Source organism: Pseudundibacterium arcticum, assembly GCF_042646465.1.
In the GTDB taxonomy this organism is placed as follows: Bacteria; Pseudomonadota; Gammaproteobacteria; order Burkholderiales; family Burkholderiaceae_D; genus Undibacterium_A; species Undibacterium_A arcticum.
Genome location: NZ_JBHRTP010000003.1, coordinates 1 through 20,561 on the forward strand (window position 1 = coordinate 1; position 20,561 = coordinate 20,561).

19 protein-coding genes are annotated in these 20,561 nt (G+C 60.2%); 16 read left to right on the plus strand and 3 right to left on the minus strand.

What is annotated here, in order from left to right; translation table 11 throughout:
* Positions 1–152: 152 nt before the first annotated feature.
* The gene (gene mnmH, locus ACFOFO_RS00865) at positions 153–1,217 is read right to left on the minus strand and encodes a tRNA 2-selenouridine(34) synthase MnmH (protein WP_390325179.1); all 1,065 of its coding nucleotides are present in this window, start codon (positions 1,215–1,217) and stop codon (positions 153–155) included.
* Between the two features lie 20 nt (positions 1,218–1,237).
* On the minus strand, positions 1,238–1,870 hold the full coding sequence (locus tag ACFOFO_RS00870) for an arylesterase (protein WP_390328125.1): 633 nt from the start codon (positions 1,868–1,870) through the stop codon (positions 1,238–1,240).
* A 55-nt stretch (positions 1,871–1,925) separates the two neighbouring features.
* On the opposite strand from ACFOFO_RS00870, the gene ACFOFO_RS00875 reads away from it, so the two are divergent.
* Positions 1,926–2,633 (plus strand): ABC transporter ATP-binding protein, encoded by a 708-nt coding sequence (locus ACFOFO_RS00875; protein ID WP_390325178.1) that lies wholly within the window; start codon positions 1,926–1,928, stop codon positions 2,631–2,633.
* 132 nt (positions 2,634–2,765) lie between these two features.
* On the opposite strand, the gene ACFOFO_RS00880 is transcribed toward ACFOFO_RS00875, so the two are convergent.
* Complete coding sequence (locus ACFOFO_RS00880; RefSeq protein WP_390325176.1) at positions 2,766–4,307, minus strand: NAD(P)H-hydrate dehydratase; 1,542 nt, start codon at positions 4,305–4,307, stop codon at positions 2,766–2,768.
* Positions 4,308–4,795: 488 nt separating this feature from the next.
* Between ACFOFO_RS00880 and ACFOFO_RS00885 the strand changes: the two genes are divergently transcribed.
* The 15 genes from ACFOFO_RS00885 (at position 4,796) to ACFOFO_RS00955 (ending at position 20,561) form a co-directional block, all read left to right on the plus strand.
* Complete coding sequence (locus tag ACFOFO_RS00885; RefSeq protein ID WP_390330572.1) at positions 4,796–5,992, plus strand: flavin-dependent monooxygenase; 1,197 nt, start codon at positions 4,796–4,798, stop codon at positions 5,990–5,992.
* A 50-nt stretch (positions 5,993–6,042) separates the two neighbouring features.
* Entirely contained in the window at positions 6,043–6,900 is an 858-nt protein-coding gene (locus ACFOFO_RS00890) for an SDR family NAD(P)-dependent oxidoreductase (protein WP_390325174.1), read from the plus strand.
* Positions 6,901–6,924: 24 nt separating this feature from the next.
* A complete protein-coding gene (locus tag ACFOFO_RS00895; RefSeq protein ID WP_390325172.1) occupies positions 6,925–7,452 on the plus strand; it encodes a flavin reductase family protein in 528 nt (175 codons plus the stop codon).
* An 87-nt stretch (positions 7,453–7,539) separates the two neighbouring features.
* Positions 7,540–9,153, plus strand: coding sequence for an FAD-binding protein (locus ACFOFO_RS00900; protein WP_390325171.1), 1,614 nt, complete (start codon positions 7,540–7,542; stop codon positions 9,151–9,153).
* 12 nt (positions 9,154–9,165) lie between these two features.
* Positions 9,166–9,924 (plus strand): glucose 1-dehydrogenase, encoded by a 759-nt coding sequence (locus tag ACFOFO_RS00905; protein WP_390325169.1) that lies wholly within the window; start codon positions 9,166–9,168, stop codon positions 9,922–9,924.
* A gap of 35 nt (positions 9,925–9,959) precedes the next feature.
* Complete coding sequence (locus tag ACFOFO_RS00910; RefSeq protein WP_390325167.1) at positions 9,960–11,006, plus strand: 2Fe-2S iron-sulfur cluster-binding protein; 1,047 nt, start codon at positions 9,960–9,962, stop codon at positions 11,004–11,006.
* Between the two features lies 1 nt (position 11,007).
* Complete coding sequence (locus ACFOFO_RS00915; RefSeq protein ID WP_390330574.1) at positions 11,008–12,582, plus strand: FadD3 family acyl-CoA ligase; 1,575 nt, start codon at positions 11,008–11,010, stop codon at positions 12,580–12,582.
* A gap of 273 nt (positions 12,583–12,855) precedes the next feature.
* Positions 12,856–13,752 carry a VOC family protein gene (locus ACFOFO_RS00920; protein WP_390325163.1) on the plus strand — a complete coding sequence of 299 codons (897 nt, stop codon included), beginning with the start codon at positions 12,856–12,858 and terminating at the stop codon, positions 13,750–13,752.
* Between the two features lie 13 nt (positions 13,753–13,765).
* The gene (locus tag ACFOFO_RS00925; protein WP_390325162.1) at positions 13,766–14,659 is read left to right on the plus strand and encodes a CoA transferase subunit A; all 894 of its coding nucleotides are present in this window, start codon (positions 13,766–13,768) and stop codon (positions 14,657–14,659) included.
* Between the two features lie 11 nt (positions 14,660–14,670).
* The gene (locus tag ACFOFO_RS00930; protein ID WP_390325161.1) at positions 14,671–15,528 is read left to right on the plus strand and encodes a CoA-transferase subunit beta; all 858 of its coding nucleotides are present in this window, start codon (positions 14,671–14,673) and stop codon (positions 15,526–15,528) included.
* Positions 15,525–16,439, plus strand: coding sequence for an enoyl-CoA hydratase (locus ACFOFO_RS00935; protein WP_390325160.1), 915 nt, complete (start codon positions 15,525–15,527; stop codon positions 16,437–16,439). Before ACFOFO_RS00930 ends, ACFOFO_RS00935 begins: the two co-directional genes overlap by 4 nt.
* Positions 16,436–17,506: an NAD(P)H-dependent flavin oxidoreductase gene (locus tag ACFOFO_RS00940; protein WP_390325159.1), complete on the plus strand. Its 1,071-nt coding sequence runs from the start codon at positions 16,436–16,438 to the stop codon at positions 17,504–17,506. The genes ACFOFO_RS00935 and ACFOFO_RS00940 overlap by 4 nt, the downstream gene beginning before the upstream one ends.
* Before the next feature lie 34 nt (positions 17,507–17,540).
* A complete protein-coding gene (locus ACFOFO_RS00945; protein ID WP_390325158.1) occupies positions 17,541–18,317 on the plus strand; it encodes an enoyl-CoA hydratase family protein in 777 nt (258 codons plus the stop codon).
* A 4-nt stretch (positions 18,318–18,321) separates the two neighbouring features.
* Positions 18,322–19,488 (plus strand): acyl-CoA dehydrogenase family protein, encoded by a 1,167-nt coding sequence (locus ACFOFO_RS00950; protein WP_390325156.1) that lies wholly within the window; start codon positions 18,322–18,324, stop codon positions 19,486–19,488.
* A 23-nt stretch (positions 19,489–19,511) separates the two neighbouring features.
* Complete coding sequence (locus ACFOFO_RS00955) at positions 19,512–20,561, plus strand: acyl-CoA dehydrogenase family protein (RefSeq protein WP_390325154.1); 1,050 nt, start codon at positions 19,512–19,514, stop codon at positions 20,559–20,561.

The window sequence follows — 20,561 nt, forward strand, 5'->3', positions numbered from 1 at the left end:
CCGCACGTACGGTGGTGTGAGAAGGCGACGGGGGCAACCCCGTCCCTTACTCGATGGCGATTTGGATTTTATGATGGGGTATCGCCAATTTCCCTTTTGTATTGGCTGAAAATTGTAGGGTGATTACAGGGGTATCTTGAACATCGCCCACATTAGCCGGGTTCATGCAATAGCCGCTGCGCGGCTTGGTGAAAGTCCTGATTCGAAATGTCTTCCAGTTCGAGTAATCGGGCCTGGGAGAATTGCGTGAAATTGCGTGCGATCGAGCGCAAGTAGGCTGGGTCGTAATGGCTCTGCAACAGTTCGTCGACCAGTCCCTCGATCCGACCAGACAGCGCCAGGTCGTGCCAATACTCGATCTTTTCACGGCCGTGCATCGTTACCAGGAAGTCGAGCTGGCTATTCAACACATCGGGATGCTTGATGAAATGCGCGTAATCCTGCATCAGCAATCGTACCCGGTTGGGACGTGATAAGGTCAACGAAATGCAGGACGCGGCGCGGATTTTTTCCATCAGCGCATCCGGCACCCTCAGTTTCCCGACCTTCTTGCTTTCCGATTCGACATAGACCACACGCGCCGGATCGAAACCCCGCAGCTTCTGCCACAGGCTGGTCTCAAAACTCTTTTGCGATGGCTGGTCCTCGGTCGGCAAATTACCTAGCACCGATCCGCGATGCGCGGCCAGCTGTTCGAGGTCAAGCACTTGCGCGCCCTCCGCCGCCAATACCTGCAGCAAGCGGCTCTTGCCGCTACCGGTAGTGCCACAGACGACCTTGAAACTGAATTGATCCGGCAAATGCGCGAGACTGGCATTGACATGTCGACGGAATTCCTTGTAGCCGCCATCGAGCTGAATCGCCGGCCAACCGATTTTGGCCAGAATATGGGTCATCGATCCACTGCGATTGCCGCCGCGCCAGCAATAAACCAGCGGTTTCCAGTCACGCGGCTTGTCGAGCATCAGGGTCTCGATATGGCGTGCGATGTTTTTCGCGACCAGTGCTGCGCCGACTTTCTTCGCCTCGAACGCATTGACCTGCTTGTAGAGCGTGCCGACCCGGACGCGTTCGGCGTCATCGAGCACCGGACAATTGATTGCACCCGGAATATGGTCTTCGGCAAATTCCTTGGGGCTGCGGACATCGATGATCGCGTCGAATTGGTCCAGCAGCGGCAGGACATCAGCAAAGGGGAGCAAGGCGGGATATTTCATGCGCGGTTATCGAGAAGCGGTTATTTCAGCAGCGGCTGCAATTGCGGCCACACATTGTCGAGCATGATCGGATGGGCGGCAGCAGTCGGATGAATGCGGTCGGCCTGAAATAACTGGGGCTGGTCGGCAACATCTTTCAGCAGAAACGGCACCAGTGGCGCCTTTGCGTCCCGGGCCAACTTGCCATAGAGCGCGGCGAACTTTTGCGTGTAGTCGCGGCCGTAATTGGGCGGAATTTGCATGCCGACCAATAGTATTTTTGCCTTGGCGTGTTGCGCAGCGCTGATCATCGCGCGCAAATTGGCTTCAGATGCCGACAACGGCAGGCCCCGCAAGCCATCATTGCCGCCCAGTTCGATCACCACCAGGGCGGGGTGAAATTTGTCGAGCAGGGCTGGCAGACGGGCCTTGCCGCCGCTGGTGGTTTCTCCGCTGATGCTGGCATTGACGACGACGGCATCGATGTTTTGCACCTTCAGACGGCGTTCCAGCAGGGCTACCCAACCGGCCCCGCGGGCCAGACCGTACTCGGCCGACAGGCTGTCACCGAGCACTAGCACCGTTTTTGATGCAGAATAGGCGTTCGTTGCCAGTAAGGCAAATGCGATCAACAGTAAATTGCGACGCAAGTGGACCAGCCATCCACGCGCCATCCAACCCCATCCTTTCCCAAAATCCTGCATGCGCGAATCTTCCGTTGTTTCTGTTATGCCAGTTGCGCCGATTGAGCCAATTGCGCCTGCGCTAGCCGCAAGTCCTGCGATTGCTGTGATCGGCCTGACCAAAAAAGTGGCCGATGCGAGCGGTGAACTGACCATTTTGCAAAGCATCGATTTTACAGTGCAAGCGGGTGAGACGCTTGCGATTGTCGGCGCCTCCGGTTCCGGTAAATCGACTTTGCTCGGGCTGCTGGCCGGACTCGATACGCCATCACAGGGCACCGTTCGGCTCGCCGGCACCGACATTTTTGCGCTGGATGAGGATGGGCGGGCGGGGCTGCGCAAGGCGGGAGTCGCGTTCGTATTTCAGTCGTTTCAGTTATTGTCGCACTTGAATGCGCTGGAAAACGTGATGTTGCCACTGGAATTGCGCGGCGATGGCGAGGCCAAAGCAAAGGCCGAAGCGATGCTGGCGCGGGTCGGACTGGCGAGCCGGTTGAAGCATTATCCAAAATACCTGTCCGGCGGCGAACAGCAGCGGGTGGCCTTGGCGCGCGCGTTCGTGACCGAACCACCGCTACTGTTTGCGGACGAGCCGACCGGCAGTCTGGATGCGGCCACCGGCGAATCGGTGATTCAGCTGATGTTTGCGCTCAATCGCGAACGCGGCTCGACCCTGGTGCTGGTGACGCACGATCCATCAATTGCCGCGCGTTGCGGCAGGACCATCACCATCGTTGCGGGGCGCCTGGTCTAGCAGACTGTCGGACTTGCGGCTCGGCGCCCCCGGAGACTCGGTTGTTACAGTCTCTGAGTGTATGGTGTCACCGGCTATAGCTCGCAATTGACTCTTTTGCAAGTCCGACAGACTCCCAGCTTGTCGATGCGCTCAGCGGCGTAGCAGTGCCTGCTCAGCGGTAAGCCGATTCAGCCCACTGCGCAGGACCGGAATCAACTCGCCCGCCGTCAAGCCGATCGCGCCGATACCTTGCGCCACCAGTGTATCGGCGGCGGCGCCGTGTAACCACACTGCAGCCAGCGCAGCCTCCCAAACCGGCCATCCTTGCGCCAACAGCGCGCCGCACAATCCGGCCAGCACATCGCCGCTGCCGGCGGTCGCCAGTCCAGCGTTGCCGTTGGGGTTGATCGCGATCTCGCCATCGACGCCGGCGATGACGGTACCAGATCCTTTCAATATCACCACGGACCCGTATTGCGCGGCCAGGCGACGCGCGGCATCGACCCGATCGAGCTGTATCGCGGCACCGGATTTGCCGAGCAGGCGCGCCGCTTCCAGCGGGTGCGGCGTCATCAGACTGACGGCCTGACGCTGGGTGACAATTTTTTGCAAGCTGGATTCGGCGCCAATCAGGTTCAATGCGTCGGCATCCAGTACCAGCGGTGTAGCGGCCTGCAAGGCGTGCAGCAAGACATCGCGTGCCGCCGCAGAGGTGCCGAGCCCAGGCCCGATCACGACCGCCATCGCCGAAAAATCCAGCTCATGTGCGCGCCGGCACATCAGTTCCGGCTGCGCGCTGTCGTAAGCGGGAGCATCCTGCAGGAAGGCGGCAAAGACCCGGCCGGCGCCACATTGGGCGGCCGTGCGAGCGGCCAGGATCACCGCGCCCGCCATGCCAAGCGCGCCGCCAATGACGGCCACATCACCGAAGCTGCCCTTGTGCGAATTGTGTTTGCGCTGCTGTAGGCTGGCGGCGAATAGATCCGGATGATTGAGCCGGATCGCGGACGCGGGGAACAAACTGTGATCGATCCCGAGCCGTGCCACTTGTACCTGACCTGCCAGGTCGCGGCCATCGCAAGTATGCAGTCCGGGCTTGTCGGCGATAAAGGTGATGGTGTGACTGGCACGCACCGCGACGCCGCGTCCGCCTGCTTGGTCATCGACGATGTTGCCGGTATCGGCATCGAGTCCGCTTGGGACGTCGAGTGCCAGCACCACGCAGTGCAGCCGATTGATGGTGTTGACGATCTGATGCAACTGGTCGGGAAGCGGCCGCGTCAGACCGATGCCGAACAAGCCATCGATGACCAGCGTCCAGGGCGTCGATGTGATTACGGCGTCGACATCGTTTGTTTGCGAACTATCGATAAATTTGGCCGAACTGGCCTGTGCGCGCAATAGCGCTTGTTTGGCGGCAACAGATTGTTTGTCAGGGTCGGCATGCAACAGAACCGACACCGACAACCCGAGCTGCGCCAAATGCGCCGCGCTCTCGAGCGCATCGCCGCCATTGTCGCCGGGACCGGCCAGCACCAGGATGCTGGTTTGCTGGTGTGGGAATTTGATCAACTCCAGCGCAGCGTGGGCGGCGGCCGTACCAGCGCGTTGCATCAATGTACCGGGCGCCAGCGTAGCCTGCGCGGCTTGTTCAATCTGACGAATTTGCGCGATCGGATACATGGGGTTCATGGCACTCCTAACAAGGCATAGCAGTCTCGATTGTTTGGGGGCGGTTACTGGCAGTATATGAAAACTACGCTAACAATGATTTCGGAATTGGCATTCTTCTTTGGGAGTATATGCTCGATTATCGATCCCGCCCATAAGCGCTGGTGCGCAAGCGCGACATGTTCTTGTGCGCGGCGCAATTCCTGCGTTCGACCAGAGCACACCATGAATTGAGCCAGCATGCTTGCCGAGCGCCGCGGCACAAGCCAGTGAACCGCCTCATTCGAGCATAGGTTTGAAGCGTGTACAGCTTACCTTTTATGCAAGGAGCGCGGGGCAGGCATCCGGCATATCCCTATCCTCAATGTTTCGCGCGCGGGGCTCCAGTCCAATCATAGTCTTTATGGACGATGTTGCTGCTTGCGTAATGCATAAACATGCTGATAAATCGAATGGCGGATGGAGACCACTCCGGGTGATTCGATAGCACATAACTACAAGGGCATAACATGCAACAGAAATTGTCTGAGATTCAGGTTGGCGCTGCAGAGTTGATTGCGCGCGCCCGCGCAATGGCACCGGTACTCGCAGAGCGTGCAAAGAAAGCCGAACGAGAATCCAAGATTCCGGACGAAACCATTGCCGACTTCAAGGAGGCTGGTTTTTTTCGCGTGCTGCAGCCGAAGCGTTATGGTGGTTACGAGATGGATCCGGAAGTGTTCTATGAGATCCAGATGGCGATTGCCGAGGGTTGCATGTCGAGCGCCTGGGTGTATGGCGTGGTGGCGGTACATAACTGGCAACTGGCCTTGTTTGATGCGCGTGCCCAGGAAGAGGTTTGGGGCAAAGAAAGTTCGGTGCTGACCTCGTCCACCTATATGCCGGTGGGTAAGGTGGTGCCGGTCGAAGGTGGGTTTAAGTTCTCCGGGCGCTGGGGTTTTTCCAGCGGCAGCGAACATTGCGAATGGGTGTTGTTGGGCGGCTTGGTACCACCGAAAGAAGGCGAAACCATGCCTGAATTCCGCACCTTTTTATTGCCGCGTTCCGACTACAAAATCATCAGCAACTGGGATGTGCTGGGCCTGAAGGGCACTGGCAGCCACGATATCGTCGTGGACGATGCGTTCGTTCCTGCATATCGGACGCATAAATCTAAAGATGGCTTCATGTGCGACAGCCCGGGAAATGCAGTCAATACCGCGCCGCTGTACCGCTTGCCGTTTGCGCAGATTTTCGTGCGTGCGGTGTCCACCGCGTCGCTGGGCGCTCTGCAAGGGGCAATTCAGTTATTCCGCCAGTATGCGGCGAGCCGCGTGAGCGTCAACACCGGCGCGAAAACGACGGAAGACATCGGCGCGCAAATGGCTTGCGCCGAAGCGGAGGCAGCCTTAGATGAAATGAAACTGGTATTGCTGCGCAATTTCTCCAGTTTGATCGAGGCCGCGCGTGATGGCGGGGCAGTGCCGATTGAAACGCGGGTGCAATACCGCTACCACTCTGCGACAGTGACCGAGCGTTGCGCGGCCCATGTCAGTTGTTTGCTGCGTTATTGCGGCGGTCGCGGCATTTATCTCAGCAATCCGCTGACACGCATCTTCCTGGATTTGCATGCGGCACGTTCACACGTGGCGAACAATATTGATCCAATTGCCCGTAACTATGGCGGTGTTCTTCTGGGGCAAAACAACACTGATTTTTTCATTTAAGGTCCAGGCGCATCTGCTTTTTTGAGCCGAATCCAACAAGGAGAACCAATATGCTGCGTGGCAAGATTTGCGTAGTCACCGGCGCCAGTCGTGGGGTGGGACGAGGCGTGGCACTGGCGCTGGCATCGGAGGGCGCGACCGTCTACGTCACTGGGCGCACCCAGCAGTCCCAGCAAGCGATCTTGCCCGGCACCTTGCACGACACCGTCAAGGACATTGAGCAACGTGGCGGGCAGGGCATCGCGGTTCCATGCGACCACCGCGATGATGTGCAAGTGCGTGCTTTGTTCGAGCGGATTGAGCGCGAGCATGGCGGTCTGGATCTATTGGTCAATAACGCTAGTGCCATTCCGGATCGGCTGACTGAACCTGGCCCGTTCTGGCACAAGCCACTGGCGCTGTCTTGCATGATCGATGTCGGTTTGCGCTCGAATTATGTCGCTGCCTATTATGCTGCGCCGTTGCTGGTGGCGAAAGGTGCCGGATTACTCGTCAATATCTCGTCGTTCGGAGCCCGCTGCTATATGCATGGCCCGGCTTACGGTGCAGTCAAGGCGGCCAACGACAAAATGGCGCACGACATGGCGCATGACTTGCGGCCCTTTGGTATTGCCGCCGTCTCACTGTGGCTCGGCCTGGTCAAGACCGAACGCACGATGGCGCTGTGTGCAACTGAGCCTGAAAAATACGCGTCTTTGCTGGCGCACGCCGAGTCGCCGGAGTTTGCCGGACGCGTGATTGCCGGCTTGCTGCGCAACCCGCAGCGCATGGACAACAGTGGACAGGTATTGATTGCCGCTGAATTGGCGCAGGAATATGGCATTAGCGATATCGATGACAGTCAGCCGCCATCGCATCGTGCTTTTTTGGGTAGCCCGCCGGCATGGAATGCAGCGGTGATTGAATGAATAACCTCCATGGAGACATCCAACATGACCGCCTCTGACAATCAGGAAATTCTGCGTAGCGCGATGTTGCAGGCTATGCGTCGGCTCGCCAAATCGGTGAGCGTCATCACTTGTCGTCACAATGGCCAACGCTATGCGATGGCTGCCAGTGCGGTCGATTCGCTTTCTGCGGAACCACCATCGCTGCTGATTTGCATCAATCGTTCTTCTTCCATCTATCAGCCTTTGTCGCGCGGTGTTGATTTCTGCGTCAATATTCTGGCCGCAGAACAGCACGAGATCGCGCTGGTATGCTCCGGCAAACGCAAGGGTGAAGAACGTTTTTCCACCGGTAGCTGGAGTGCAAATGGGGCAGACGGCACGCCGTACCTGACGAATGCGCAAGCCAGCGTGATCTGCCGCCAGGACGGCTCTTTCGAATATGGCACGCATACCGTGTTCATCGGGCGCATCGAGGAAATTCAGGTAGGTGAAACGGTCTCGCCGCTGGTGTACGTGGATGGCGCTTACTCTACTTCAGCGCCGCTGCCGCAAGTAGCGGCTCACGCCTGACGTCGCCGGCACGCATTGACGATGACAATCTTACATCCCCCATTTGGCGCTGGTACCCATAAGATTGGCGCTGCCGGACCGGGACCCTTGAGCTTGCCGCATGCGGATGCGCGTGAGTGGGTCGAGCAATGTGATCTGCTGGTGCTGGGTTTTGGCGCGGCCGGTGCCTGTGCTGCGCTGGAGGCGGCCAGTCGGGGTGCTGATGTGCTGCTGTGCGAGCGCTTCGACGGCGGTGGCGCCAGCGCAAAAAGTGGCGGCGTGGTGTATGCCGGCGGTGGCACTCCGCAGCAGCGCACGGCGGGAGTGGAGGATACGCCGCAAGCGATGTTCGACTATCTGCGCCAGGAGACGGGTGATGTCGTCAGCGAGGGCAATCTGCGTGCATTTTGCGACAGCAGTGCGGACATGATCGAGTGGCTGGCGAGTCTTGGTGTAGCGTTTGATGCCAGCATGCCGCCACGTAAAACCTCCTATCCCGCCGATGGCTATTATCTGTATTACTCGGGCAATGAAGCGGTGCCGGATTGCGCACGTATCGCACCTCCTGCGCCGCGCGGTCATCGCGTCAAGGCCAAAGGCATGTCAGGCGCCGCCTTGTTTTCCGTGTTGCGGCAAGCGGTCATCAGGGCTGGTGTGCGAGTCCGTGTGCAAGCGGCTGCGCAGCGGCTGATAGTCGATGCCGAGGGAAAAGTGCTCGGTGCAGAAATCCGCCGGATGCGAGGCTGGCCAGCACAACTGCATCGCCGACTGATTCGCATTGCAGAGGCGATTCACAATATATGGCCAGCCATGGCCGATGCACTGCGCCGCAGGGTGGCCGGTCTGGAAGCCCGCCATGGGAACGTCGTGCGTGTGCGGGCTCGGCAAGGGGTGGTGCTTGCCACCGGTGGTTTTATTTTCAACCGCGCGATGCTGGCCCAGCATGCGCCGCACTATCTGCCGGCGTGGCGTCTGGGTGCCACCGGCTGCGACGGCAGCGGCATCGAGCTCGGGCAATCGGTGGGCGGTGCCTGCGCCAACATGGACCATATCTCGGCCTGGCGTTTCATTAATCCGCCCTTTGCCTGGGCGCGCGGCATGGTCGTCAACGCTGATGGCCAACGGATCTGCAATGAAGAAGTGTACGGCGCGCGGCTCGGGCATGTCATGTGTGAGCAGGCCAGGGGCAAGGCCTGGCTGATTCTCGATGCGCGCCTGCGTGCTGAAGCACTGCGCGAATGCCTGAAAGGGGGAATGTGGTTGTTCCAGAGCGGTCCGGCGCTGATGTTGATGCTCGCTGGCGCTGTCAAGGGAGCGAATGCCGCCGTGTTGGCTGGCAAGCTGGGGATGCCAACGGAACAACTCGCATCAACCCTTCAGGATTACAACGCGGCAGCACGCGGTGAGGTGCCGGACGTGTTGGGCAAGTCGGCGGCGATGCTGTCGGAATTTAACGCCGGGCCGTTCTACGCGATTGATATCTCAATGGATAGCAAGGTATTCCCATGCCCGGTCATTACGCTGGGTGGCTTGCGCGTGGATGAGTCCACCGGTGCCGTGCTGCGCGCCGATGGTGCGGCCATCGGCGGTCTGTATGCGGCGGGACGGGCGGCTCTCGGTATCGCTTCAAATCATTACGTCAGCGGGTTGTCCCTGGCGGATTGCATCTGGTCCGGACGTCGTGCCGGACGTGCTACTGCGGCACATCAATCATCAACATAAGGAGACAAAAAAATGGGTCGAGTCGACGGTAAGGTAGTGCTGATCACGGGGGCTGCTAGTGGTGTGGGCAAGGAAGACGCGCTGTTGCTGGCGCGCGAGGGTGCACGTGTGGTGCTGACCGATGTCAATGAGGAGGGCGTGCGTGCTGTCGCGGCCGAAATCGGCGATGCCGCGCTTGGGCTGCGTCTGGATATTTCCAACGAAGACGACTGGAAAAAAACCATGGCCGCGACCCAGGAAAGATTCGGCCGCCTGGATGTGCTGGTCAACAATGCGGCCATTCTGGCACTGGGGTCGATTGAAGACACCACGCTGGAACTGTGGCAAAAAATTCAGCGCATCAATGCCGACGGCTACTTCCTCGGCAGCAAATATGCGGTGGCGGCGATGAAAGATCACGGCGGCAGCATCATTAATATGTCGTCACTGGCAGCGCTGCACGGCATGGCACAGTTCTGCGCTTACAGCGCATCCAAGGGGGCAGTCGCCGCAATGACCCGCAGCGTGGCAGCCCATTGCAAACAGCGTGGCTACAAGATCCGCTGCAATTCGATTCACCCGGACGGCATCCTGACGCCGATGGTGATGAATCTGATGGCGAACGCCGATCCGGCGGTGACTGCGGCACAAGGCCAGGGCGATCCGATGGCGCGCATGTGCCACCCGCAGGATGTCGCAAACCTGGTGTTGTTCCTGGCTTCCGACGAGTCGCGCTTCATCAATGGTTCTGAATTGCGCATCGACAATGGGTACCTGTCGATCGATGCCTAAGCAATTTTTCAACCAAATACTAGGGAGTTGAAGTGATGTCGCAGGATTCCCTTCGTGATCGCTATCATGCATTGACGATCCAGGAAGTAATCGAGGAATCCAGCGACGCCAAGTCGCTGGTGTTTGCCGTTCCCGATGCCCTGATCGAAACCTTTCGCTACCGTCCCGGCCAGTTTCTGACGCTGCGGATACCGCACCCGGATGGGACCTTGGCGCGCTGCTACTCGTTGTCCAGTGCGCCGGACCTCGATCCGGCTCCGCGCGTGACGATCAAACGGGTGCAGGACGGGCGCGCTTCGAACTGGATCTGCGATCAGCTGAAAGCGGGGGATACGCTCGAGGTGTTGCCGCCGGCCGGCGTGTTCGTGCCGCGCAATCTGTCGGATGATTTTATGTTGTTCGCCGGCGGCAGTGGTGTCACGCCTATTCTTTCCATCGTTAAATCATTGTTGGCGCGCGGCAGCGGACGGGCCACCGTGATTTATGCCAATCGCGACGAACGCTCGGTGATCTTTCGCAATGCTTTGATGGCGCTGGCCTCGGCGCATCCGCAGCGCTTGACCGTGCTGCATTGGCTCGATTCGGTGCAAGGCATCCCGAGTGTTGCGCAATTGAAGGCTTTAGCCGCGCCATGGGAAGCGTCCCAGTATTTCATTTGCGGTCCAGGCCCATTCATGGATGGTGCCCGTGCCGCGCTGATGGCGCTGGAGGTGCCGCGCGAGCGCATGCATATCGAGCGCTTTGTGTCGCTGGAATCCGATCCGACCCAGATCACGCTCGCTGCGCCTGCAGCATCGTACGGCCCGGCCACGGCGCTGGAGGTGGTGCTGGACGGGGTGCCGCATCAGGTCGATGGCGCTGCCGGAGAAAGTTTGCTCGAAAGCATGTTGCGCGCAGGCATTGCAGCACCCAGCTCCTGTCGCAGCGGGTCATGCGGTGCCTGCATGTGCCGCCTTGAGGAAGGTGAAGTGAGCTTGCGTACCAACGCCATACTCGATAGCGACGACCTTGCCGACGGTTGGACTCTTGCCTGCCAAGGCGTACCCGCGAGCGCCAAGGTGCGCGTGCGCTTTCCGGACTAACATGATGTCATCCAGTTTCTTTCCGGTCGAAACGACCACCCCCCGTCTATTGTCGGCCGCTGCCGCACGCTGGCCTGAAGCCTGCGCGCTGCGCGACGATGCGACTCAACTTACCTATACTGAACTCGACGCTTTGCGCTGGCGCGCCACGCGCGCCTTGATGGCAATCGGCATCCAGCCCGGTGACCGGGTCGCGGTCTGGGCTCCGAATGTCTGGGAGTGGATCGTCTCCGCTCTCGCGATCCATAGCGCCGGTGCCGTGCTGGTGCCGATCAATACCCGCATGCGCGGCAACGAAGCCGGCGATATTCTGGCTGCCAGCGGGGCCCGCGCCTTGTTCTGCATCGGCGAGTTCCTCGGTGATTATTACCCCAGCTTGCTGGCAGAATTCCGTCCCGATAGCCTGGCTCATCTGGTCGTGCTGCGCAATGCGCGACTTGGCGACCATGGCTGGGATGCATTCTTGCAACAGGGCGAGCGGGTTCCGCTGCAGGATGCGCGGGCCCGTGCCGACGCGGTCGGGCCGGACGATTTGTCCGACCTGATGTTTACCTCGGGTACGACTGGCCGGCCGAAAGGCGTGATGACTGCGCACGGACAAAACGTGCGCGCCGTTGCCAGCTGGGCGCGTGCGGCCGGTTTAGAGCCGGGCGAACGTTATTTGATCGTGGCCCCGTTTTTCCATGCTTTTGGTTACAAGGCGGGCTGGCTCGCCGCATTGACGCATGGCGCAACGATTTTGCCGCATCAGGTGTTCGATGCGGAAGTAGTGCTGAAACGCATCGCCGACGAGCGCATCAATGTATTGCCTGGACCGCCGACGCTGTATCACAGCATGCTGGCCCACCCGCAACTGGCCGACTACGATCTGTCCAGCCTGCGCGCAGCAGTGACGGGTGCGGCCACCATCCCGCCGATTTTGATCGAACGGATGCGCAAGGAGCTTGGCTTCAAGACCATCCTGACCGGTTATGGCTTGACCGAGTCCTGTGGTTTCGCCACCTTGTGTGAAGCGGATGACGACGCGGAAACCATCGCCAATACCTGCGGCCGTGCGATGCCGGACATCGACGTGGTCTGTATCGACGCCGACGGCAAGCCACAAGCTGCCGGCGTCGCCGGGGAGGTACTGATTCGCGGCTACAACGTGATGCGTGGTTATTTTAACGACGCTGACGCTACCGCAGAGGCATTCGATGCCCAGGGCTGGCTGCATACCGGCGACGTCGGCGTGCTCGATGAGCGCGGCTACCTGCGCATCACCGACCGCCTGAAGGATATGTATATCAGCGGTGGTTTCAACTGTTATCCGGCAGAAATTGAACGGTTGCTGTCTGCCCATCCGGCCATTGCCCAGTTGGCGGTGATCGGCATACCCAATGCTCGCCTGGGTGAGGTCGGTAAAGCCTGTGTGGTGCTGCGTGCGGGTGCGGCGCTCACCGAGGCGGAACTGATTCGCTGGGCGCGCGCCAACATGGCGAACTACAAAGTGCCAAGTGCAGTCGAGTTCTTGACTGCCTTGCCGGTCAGTGCTGCCGGCAAAGTGCTCAAATACCACTTGCGCACATCGGGCTGATCGCGCACAGCAGCCCCGAACGCCTGATTCGGCGAATAAACAGGGTAAAAATCGTCAGCTTCACCAAGTGCAGCAAGGCCCAGGCTTGCTGCACTTGCTTCTCGCGTTGCTCCCGTTGTTCCTTCTCTTCCTCCGGTTTTGCATCGAATTCGTCATGTTTATTGGTGCAAAAAACTGACAACGCATGTCACTAGTCTTATTAGACGATGCTGGCCTGAGCTCATTCTCCGAGAATCATCTCCATAGCACTTTTAATGCAAGCGAGGAGCGGGGATGATCGATATTCGTGGTTTGGGTTATATCGTGGTCGAGGCCACCGATCCGGCCAAGTGGCGCAGTTATGGCGAACAAGTGCTTGGCATGATGGTGGAAGATGCGCCGGATGGCGGGCTATACCTGAAAATGGACGAGCGTGCATATCGTTTTGCGGTGGTACGCGGTGCACAGGATCGTTATTTTGCTTCCGGCTGGGAAGTGGCCGACGCCGGTGCCTTTGCCAACGCGCTCGAGGCACTGCAAAAGAACGGTACCCAATTCGAGCGGGCGAGCTCGGCGGAACGTGATTTCCGCCGCGTACAGGAAATGGTGTGGTTCCACGACCCGTCCGGCAATCGGCACGAGATTTTCTGGGGCGCGAAATCCGATTTCCGTCGTTTCGTGTCCCCGGTCGGTGTTCCGCATTTCGTCACCAACGGCCTCGGTCTCGGCCACGTCGTGCTGCCAACCCCGAATTTCGATACAACCTACGCCTTCTTGTCCGAGGTGCTCGGTTTTAGCCTGTCCGACATTTTCCGCGTGCGCTTCACGCCCGATCCGAATGAGCCGGAAAAGCGCATTTATTTCCTCCACTGCAATAACAACCGTCATCACAGCCTCGCGATGTTCGAGATGGCTATGCCGAGTGGTTGCGTGCATGCGATGGTCGAAGTGCCGTCGATGGATGAGGTAGGGCGTGGGCTGGATCGCGTGCGTCAGCACAACGTCAAGATGTCGGCCACCCTGGGGCGTCATTGCAACGACCAGATGACCTCGTTCTATATGAAAACCCCGGGTGGTTTCGACGTCGAATACGGTCACGGCGGCTTGGTGGTCGATTGGGAGCAGCACAGCGTCTACGAGGCGACAGCGGTCAGTTTGTGGGGTCACGATTTCAGCATCGGTTACCAGTAAAGCGATAAATACCATGGCACTCAATAAACAACTAAGCGCGTCAGAAGTGGTGGCGCAACTGCGCGATGGCATGACCATCGGCATCGGCGGCTGGGGGCCGCGGCGCAAGCCGATGGCGCTGGTGCGCGAAATTCTGCGTTCGCCGCTGAAAGACTTGACCGTGGTGGCCTACGGCGGGCCGGAAGTGGGCATGCTGTGTGCGGCCGGCAAAGTCAAGAAACTGATCTTCGGTTTCGTTTCGCTCGACGCGATTCCGCTGGAGCCATTCTTCCGCCGCGCCCGTGAAGCCGGCACGCTGGCCATCAACGAGCTCGATGAGGGCATGCTGCAATGGGGGCTGCGTGCCGCTGCGATGCGCCTGCCGTTCTTGCCGACCCGGGTCGGTCTGGCCAGCGATGTACATACCCGCAACCCGCATTTCAAGACCGTGCAGTCGCCTTATGCCGATGGCGAAACGCTGCTGGCGATGCCTGCGCTGGAACTGGATGTGGCCTTGCTGCACGTCGACCAATGCGATCGCCTTGGCAATACCCGCATCCTCGGCCCGGACCCTTACTTTGACGAGTTGTTCGCCCGTGCCGCCAAACGCAGTTTCGTCAGCTGCGAAGAATTGCATGAGCGCCTCGACCTGGGTGTCACCGGTCAACCAGCTAATGCGCAAATCAGCCCGTTCGAGCGTTACCTGGTGGCAGGCGTGGTGCATGCGCCTGGCGGGGCGCACCCAACCTCGTGCTCGCCGCACTATGGCTGGGACCTGAAACACCTGAAAAAATACTGTGCCAGCGCCGAGCAGGAAAACGGCTGGGAAGCTTATGCCGACGAATTTCTCGCTGGAAGCGAATCCGAATATCTGGAGCGTATTGGCGGCGCCGCCCACATCGGCGATTTGCCGTTGGCAGTCATTTAAGGAATTGCGACATGTCTCAAGCATCTGTGTCTCAAGAACAGCACGACATTACCCTGGCTGAATTGCTGATCGTCACGTGCGCCGAAGTCTGGCGCGACAATGGCGAGTTGCTGGCTTCTGGTATCGGCACCCTTCCGCGTCTGGCGGCGGGCCTGGCCAAATTGACGCACAGCCCGGAGGTGTTGCTGACCGATGGCGAAGCGTATCTGATCGAAGAGCCGATCCCGCTCGGGCCGCGCCCGGCTGATTATGTGGTGCGTGCCGCGGGCTGGATGCCGTTCTCGCGCGTGTTCGATTGCGTCTGGAGCGGTTATCGCCACGCGTTGACGATGCCGACACAAATTGACCGCTTCGGTCAGGCCAATATCTCCTGCCTGGGTGCGGATTACGACAAGCCAAAGACGCAATTGCTGGGTGCACGCGGCTTTCCTGGGAACAGCATCAATCACCTCAATTCGTATCTGGTTGCTGCCCACAATACCCGCGTGTTTGTGGCGGCCGAGGTCGATATGGTCGCGGCCGTCGGTTATAACCCGGCGCGTCGTACTCCTGGCATGCGCGGCGATTTCATCGATTTGCGCCATATCGTGACCGATCTGTGCGTGCTTGATTTCCAGGGCCCGGATCATGCGATCCGCGTCCGCTCGTTGCACCCCGGCGTGACGTTCGAAGAAGTGCAGGCTGCCACCGGCTTTGCATTGTTGCGCGCACCGGATATCGGCGTGACGCCGCTGCCGGACCCGGCGCAACTGGCGATCATCCGTCAGCTCGATCCACATAACCTGCGTGCCACTGCGCTACGCAACAATCCGCCGGCTGTGAAGGTGGCAGTGCCGGTGGCTGCAGCAACTGCCAAGGCCAGCACATGAGCATCGACATGAGCATCGCATCGACCGCAACTTCAGGCACCTGTGCGGAGGATGTCGTTCTGTATGAAGTGAACGACGGCATCGCTACCGTGACGATGCACCGTCCGGAGTTTCACAATGCGCAGAACTCGAAGATGACCTATGCGCTCGACGCGGCTTTTCGTCGCGCGGTGGACGACGATGCGGTCAAGGTCATCGTGTTGCGCGGTGCCGGTAAACATTTTTCCGCCGGTCACGACATCGGCACCCCGGGGCGTGACATCAACCAGTCGTTCCCGCGTGCGTCGATGTGGTACGACCACGTGAACAAGCCGGGCGGTGAATTTCTGTATGCGCGTGAACAGGAAGTGTATCTGGGCATGTGCCGCCGCTGGCGCGATTTGCCGAAACCGACGATTGCGATGGTGCAGGGCGCCTGTATCGCCGGTGGCCTGATGCTGGCCTGGGTCTGTGACTTGATCATCGCTTCCGACGATGCCTACTTTGCCGACCCGGTGGTGCGCATGGGCATCCCCGGCGTCGAATACTTCGCACATGCGTATGAACTAAATCCGCGGATCGCCAAGGAATTTCTGTTCCTGGGCGAGCGGATGGGAGCGGAACGGGCGTACCAGATGGGCATGGTCAACCGCGTGGTACCGCGCAACGAGTTGCAGGAAGCGACCAACGATCTCGCGCAACGTATCGCCAAAATGCCGCGCATGGGTCTGGCGCTGACCAAGCAAGCGATCAACCATGTCGAGGAGTTGCAGGGCAAGCGTAGCGCGATGGATGCGGCGTTTGCCTGGCACCACTTCGCGCACGTGCATAACGAACTGGTTTCCGGCGACAAGCTCGGCGGTTACGACGCCAAGGCCATGGCATCGTCGCAGCGTGAATCGACGGCGCATAACAAGGAAAGAGACGCATGAGTTCAAGCTTGCATACCGCGCTGTGCGAGATGCTCGGCTGCCGTTATCCGATCGTGCAGACCGCGATGGGTTGGGTCTCCGATGCGCGCCTGGTGGCGGCCACCGGCAATGCCGGCGGCTTCGGCTTTCTGGCCGGCGCCACGATCGAACCGGACCAACTGGAAGCCGAAATCCGCAAGGTCAAGGAACTGACCGATGCACCGTTCGGCTTGAATTTTCATATGTTCCAGCCGAATGCGCAGGACGCGATCAACCTGGCGATCAAATATCGTTTGCGCGCGGTCAGCTATGGCCGGGGCCCGGATGCCAGCGCGATTCGTCGCCTGAAAGATGCCGGTGTGGTTTGCATGCCGACGGTCGGTGCTGTCAAGCACGCGATCAAGGCGGTCGAACTGGGCGCCGATGTGGTCACGGTGCAGGGTGGCGAGGGTGGCGGTCATACCGGTTCGGTACCGACCACCTTGCTGCTGCCGCAAGTCCTGGACGCGGTCAAGGTGCCGGTGGTCGCCGCCGGCGGTTTTTACGATGGCCGTGGTCTGGCTGCCGCGCTGGCGTATGGCGCTGCCGGAATCGCGATGGGCACTCGCTTCTTGATGACGGCGGAATCGCCGGTGCCGCCGGCGACGCTGGCGCGCTATGTAGCGGTGCGCGATCCAGTGGCGATTCGCGTGTCGTATGCGATCGATGGTATGCCGCAACGCATGATCGACAATCGTTATTTGTCGCAGCTGGAACAGGCCGGTGGCTTGCGTCGCTTGTTGCTGGCGCTGGGTACCGCACAGCGCTGGCGCAAGCATACCGGGATGAGCTGGGGCCAGATGCTCGGCACCGGCCTGGCGGCATTGCGCGGCGGTGACATGAGTGTCGCCCAAACCCTGATGGCGGCCAATGCCCCGGTATTGATTCAGCGTGCGATGGTCGACGGTGCGCCCGATGAAGGCGTGCTGCCCAGTGGCCAGGCCGCTTCCGCCATCGGACGGATCGAACCCTGCGGCGACGTGATTGCGCGCATCGTCGCAGAAGCTGAGCAACGCCTGGCCGCCTTAACCGCTCATGCACCTCAGTAAATATCGGACCAGATCAAATATGAAGGATTATTTTATGAAGCACCCATTCCATACCGAGATTGCCGATGGCATTGCCGAATTGGTGATCGACAAGCCGCCGGTCAATGCGCTCGATTGCGCCGGCTGGCACGCACTGGCGGCGGAACTGGATGCGCTGGGCCGCGACCACCGTGTCCGCGTGATCGTCCTGCGCGGCGAAGGGCGCGGCTTTTGCGCCGGGGTTGACATCAAGGAGCTGGCGGCCTACCCGGACCGTATCGTCGATGTCAATGCCGGCAACTACGCGGCATTCCGTGCGGTGCACCGCAACCCGAAACCGGTGATCGTGGCGGTCCATGGCTACGTGCTGGGTGGCGGGATCGGCTTGTCTGGCGCCGCCGATATTGTGCTCGCTTCCGACTGCGCGCGTTTCGGCGTGCCGGAAATCGACCGCGGTGCGATGGGCGGCGGCGCGCATTTGCAACGTCTGTTCCCGCTGCAAAAAGTGCGCTGGATGTATTTCACCGGCTTGATGATCGATGCGGCCGAAGCCTATCGCCTGGGCGGGATCGAGCGCGTCGTGCCGTTGGCAGAATTGCGCGAAGCCGCGCTGGAAACGGCGCGGGCGATCGCCGCCAAGAGCCCCGAGATGGTGCGCCTGGCCAAGGAGTCGCTGAACGGTGTGGAAGACGGCAATCTGGAAGATAAGTATCGCTGGGAGCAGGGCTTCACCTTGCAGGCTTACATGAGTCAGGACTCGAACGAAACGCGTCAGGCGTTCGTCGAAAAACGTGCGGCCAACTTCGGTGACGCCGTCTCTAGCGGAGCATAAATCCATGAACCTTGCTTATACCGACCGCCAAAAGGCGTTTCGCGCCGAGATTCGCAGCTGGCTGCAGCAACACGTCCCCACCAAGCCGCTACAGAGCTTCGATACTGCGGAAGGGTTCGCAGAACATCGGGGCTGGGAGCGCACCCTGCATTCGGGGCGCTGGAGCATGGTCACCTGGCCGGAAGCCTTGGGCGGGCGCGGCTGCGACTTGATCGAATGGCTGATTTTTGAAGAAGAATACTGGCGCGCCGGCGCACCGTTGCGGGTCAACCAGAATGGCATTTTCCTGCTCGGCCCGACCCTGATGGATTTTGGCACTGCCGAGCAAAAATCCCGTTTCTTGCCGCGCATGGCGGCGGGCGACGAGGTCTGGGCCCAAGCCTGGTCGGAGCCGGGTGCCGGTTCCGATATGGCGGCCATCCGTTGCACTGCGATACAAGACGGTGACAGCTATGTCGTGAATGGTCAGAAAATCTGGTCGACCCGCGCGGTCTGGGCCGACTGGATCTTCGGCTTGTTCCGTACCGACCCCGAATCGAAACGCCACCAGGGCCTGTCGTTTCTGCTGATGCCGCTGAAGACGCCGGGCATTACCGTGCGCCCAATCAAGCAGTTGAATGGCCAGACCGGCTTTGCCGAAATCTTCTTCGACAACGTCCGCGTGCCGCTGGAAAACCGGCTCGGCGATGAAGGGGCCGGTTGGCAGGTGGCGATGGCTACTGCCGGCTTTGAACGCGGCCTGATGCTGCGTTCGCCGGCGCGCTTCCAGGAGACCGCACGCGCGCTGGCCAGCCTGTATCGCAAGCGCCAGGCAGAAGGTGCCGCCGATCCGGTGCTGGGCGAAGCCGTTGCACGCGCCTGGATGGATGCCGAAGCGTATGCGCTATCGACCTACGCGACTGCCAGCAGGCTGCAAAAGGGTGGCCATATCGGGGCCGAATCGAGCACCAATAAAGTGTTTTGGTCGGAACTGGATATCCGCATGCATGAAACCGCGCAACGCCTGGCCGGACCATTCGCCGAGTTGACCGGCGAAGCACCGCTGGCGCTGGAACATGGCCGCTGGCTGGAAGGATTCATGTTCGCGCAGTCTGGCCCGATCTATGCCGGCACCAATGAAATCCAGCGCAACATCGTGGCCGAACGCATGCTCGGCATGCCACGCTCTTAAGAGTTGGCTGAAGAAAGAAGACTATGGATTTTACTTTCAAAGAAGATCAAACCATGCTGGTCGACAGCGTGCGCAAATTTCTGATGAACGAAGTCTCGCCGGAGCTGATTCGCGAGCTATGGACGCGTCCGTCGGGCCGTTCGCGCGAGTTGTGGAACCTGCTCGCGGCACAGGGATTGACCGGGTTATCGGTGCCGGAAGCGCACGGCGGCATGGGTTTGAATGATATTGACTGGGTCTTGATTGCGCAGGAGTGCGGCTACCACGCATTGCCAGAGCCGCTGCTGGAGTCCGCCTGGACCGGTGCCGGGCTGATTGCGGCCTTGCCGGAAAGCGACTTCCGTAACCAGTGGCTGGCCAAAATCGCCGATGGCAGCGCCCGTATCGCACTGGCGCATCCACATAGCCCACTGGTGGCCGATGCCGATCAGGCCAGCCTGATGCTGTTGTCGCGTGGCGGCAAGCTGTACGCGGTGCCACCACAACTCGCCCGACTTACCGCGCAACCGAGCGTCGATCCCTCGCGTCGCTTGTTCACCGTGAATTGGGAGCGCGATGAACGCAGCTGCATTTCATCCGATGCCGACGTCTTGTGCGCAGAAGCGTTCAATCGCGGCGCATTGGCCTCCGCGGCCCAGTTGCTGGGCTTGACGCAGCGCATGCTGGATCTGTCGATCGACTATACCGCACAGCGCAAGCAGTTCGGCAAACCGGTCGGCTCTTACCAAGCGGTGAAACATCATCTGGCCGACGTCGCCATCAAGCTCGAATTCGCGCGCCCGGTGGTGTATCGCGCGGCGCACGCGATGGCGCATGGTGCACCGTTCCGTGCAGCCCATGTGTCGCACGCCAAGATCGCGGCAGCCGAGGCCGCCCAGTTGGCGGCGCGGCACGGGATCCAGGTGCACGGCGCGATGGGCTATACCTGGGAACTGGATTTGCAGATTTTCATGAAGATGGCGTGGGCGCTGGATGCAGCCTGGGGCGATCGGAGTTTTCATTTGGCGCGCACGCGTGCCTTCGTGCTGGAGTCGGGCGCTGCGCTCGGTCCCGGCTGTACTTTTGAGGAATGA

Bases quoted from the DNA above. Each gene is read 5' to 3' on its own strand.
- mnmH (WP_390325179.1), bottom strand. From the start codon at position 1,217: ATGAAATATCCCGCCTTGCTCCCCTTTGCTGATGTCCTGCCGCTGCTG.
- ACFOFO_RS00870 (WP_390328125.1), bottom strand. From the start codon at position 1,870: ATGGCGCGTGGATGGCTGGTCCACTTGCGTCGCAATTTACTGTTGATC.
- ACFOFO_RS00875 (WP_390325178.1), top strand. From the start codon at position 1,926: ATGCCAGTTGCGCCGATTGAGCCAATTGCGCCTGCGCTAGCCGCAAGT.
- ACFOFO_RS00880 (WP_390325176.1), bottom strand. From the start codon at position 4,307: ATGAACCCCATGTATCCGATCGCGCAAATTCGTCAGATTGAACAAGCC.
- ACFOFO_RS00885 (WP_390330572.1), top strand. From the start codon at position 4,796: ATGCAACAGAAATTGTCTGAGATTCAGGTTGGCGCTGCAGAGTTGATT.
- ACFOFO_RS00890 (WP_390325174.1), top strand. From the start codon at position 6,043: ATGCTGCGTGGCAAGATTTGCGTAGTCACCGGCGCCAGTCGTGGGGTG.
- ACFOFO_RS00895 (WP_390325172.1), top strand. From the start codon at position 6,925: ATGACCGCCTCTGACAATCAGGAAATTCTGCGTAGCGCGATGTTGCAG.
- ACFOFO_RS00905 (WP_390325169.1), top strand. From the start codon at position 9,166: ATGGGTCGAGTCGACGGTAAGGTAGTGCTGATCACGGGGGCTGCTAGT.
- ACFOFO_RS00910 (WP_390325167.1), top strand. From the start codon at position 9,960: ATGTCGCAGGATTCCCTTCGTGATCGCTATCATGCATTGACGATCCAG.
- ACFOFO_RS00915 (WP_390330574.1), top strand. From the start codon at position 11,008: ATGATGTCATCCAGTTTCTTTCCGGTCGAAACGACCACCCCCCGTCTA.
- ACFOFO_RS00920 (WP_390325163.1), top strand. From the start codon at position 12,856: ATGATCGATATTCGTGGTTTGGGTTATATCGTGGTCGAGGCCACCGAT.
- ACFOFO_RS00925 (WP_390325162.1), top strand. From the start codon at position 13,766: ATGGCACTCAATAAACAACTAAGCGCGTCAGAAGTGGTGGCGCAACTG.
- ACFOFO_RS00930 (WP_390325161.1), top strand. From the start codon at position 14,671: ATGTCTCAAGCATCTGTGTCTCAAGAACAGCACGACATTACCCTGGCT.
- ACFOFO_RS00935 (WP_390325160.1), top strand. From the start codon at position 15,525: ATGAGCATCGACATGAGCATCGCATCGACCGCAACTTCAGGCACCTGT.
- ACFOFO_RS00940 (WP_390325159.1), top strand. From the start codon at position 16,436: ATGAGTTCAAGCTTGCATACCGCGCTGTGCGAGATGCTCGGCTGCCGT.
- ACFOFO_RS00945 (WP_390325158.1), top strand. From the start codon at position 17,541: ATGAAGCACCCATTCCATACCGAGATTGCCGATGGCATTGCCGAATTG.
- ACFOFO_RS00950 (WP_390325156.1), top strand. From the start codon at position 18,322: ATGAACCTTGCTTATACCGACCGCCAAAAGGCGTTTCGCGCCGAGATT.
- ACFOFO_RS00955 (WP_390325154.1), top strand. From the start codon at position 19,512: ATGGATTTTACTTTCAAAGAAGATCAAACCATGCTGGTCGACAGCGTG.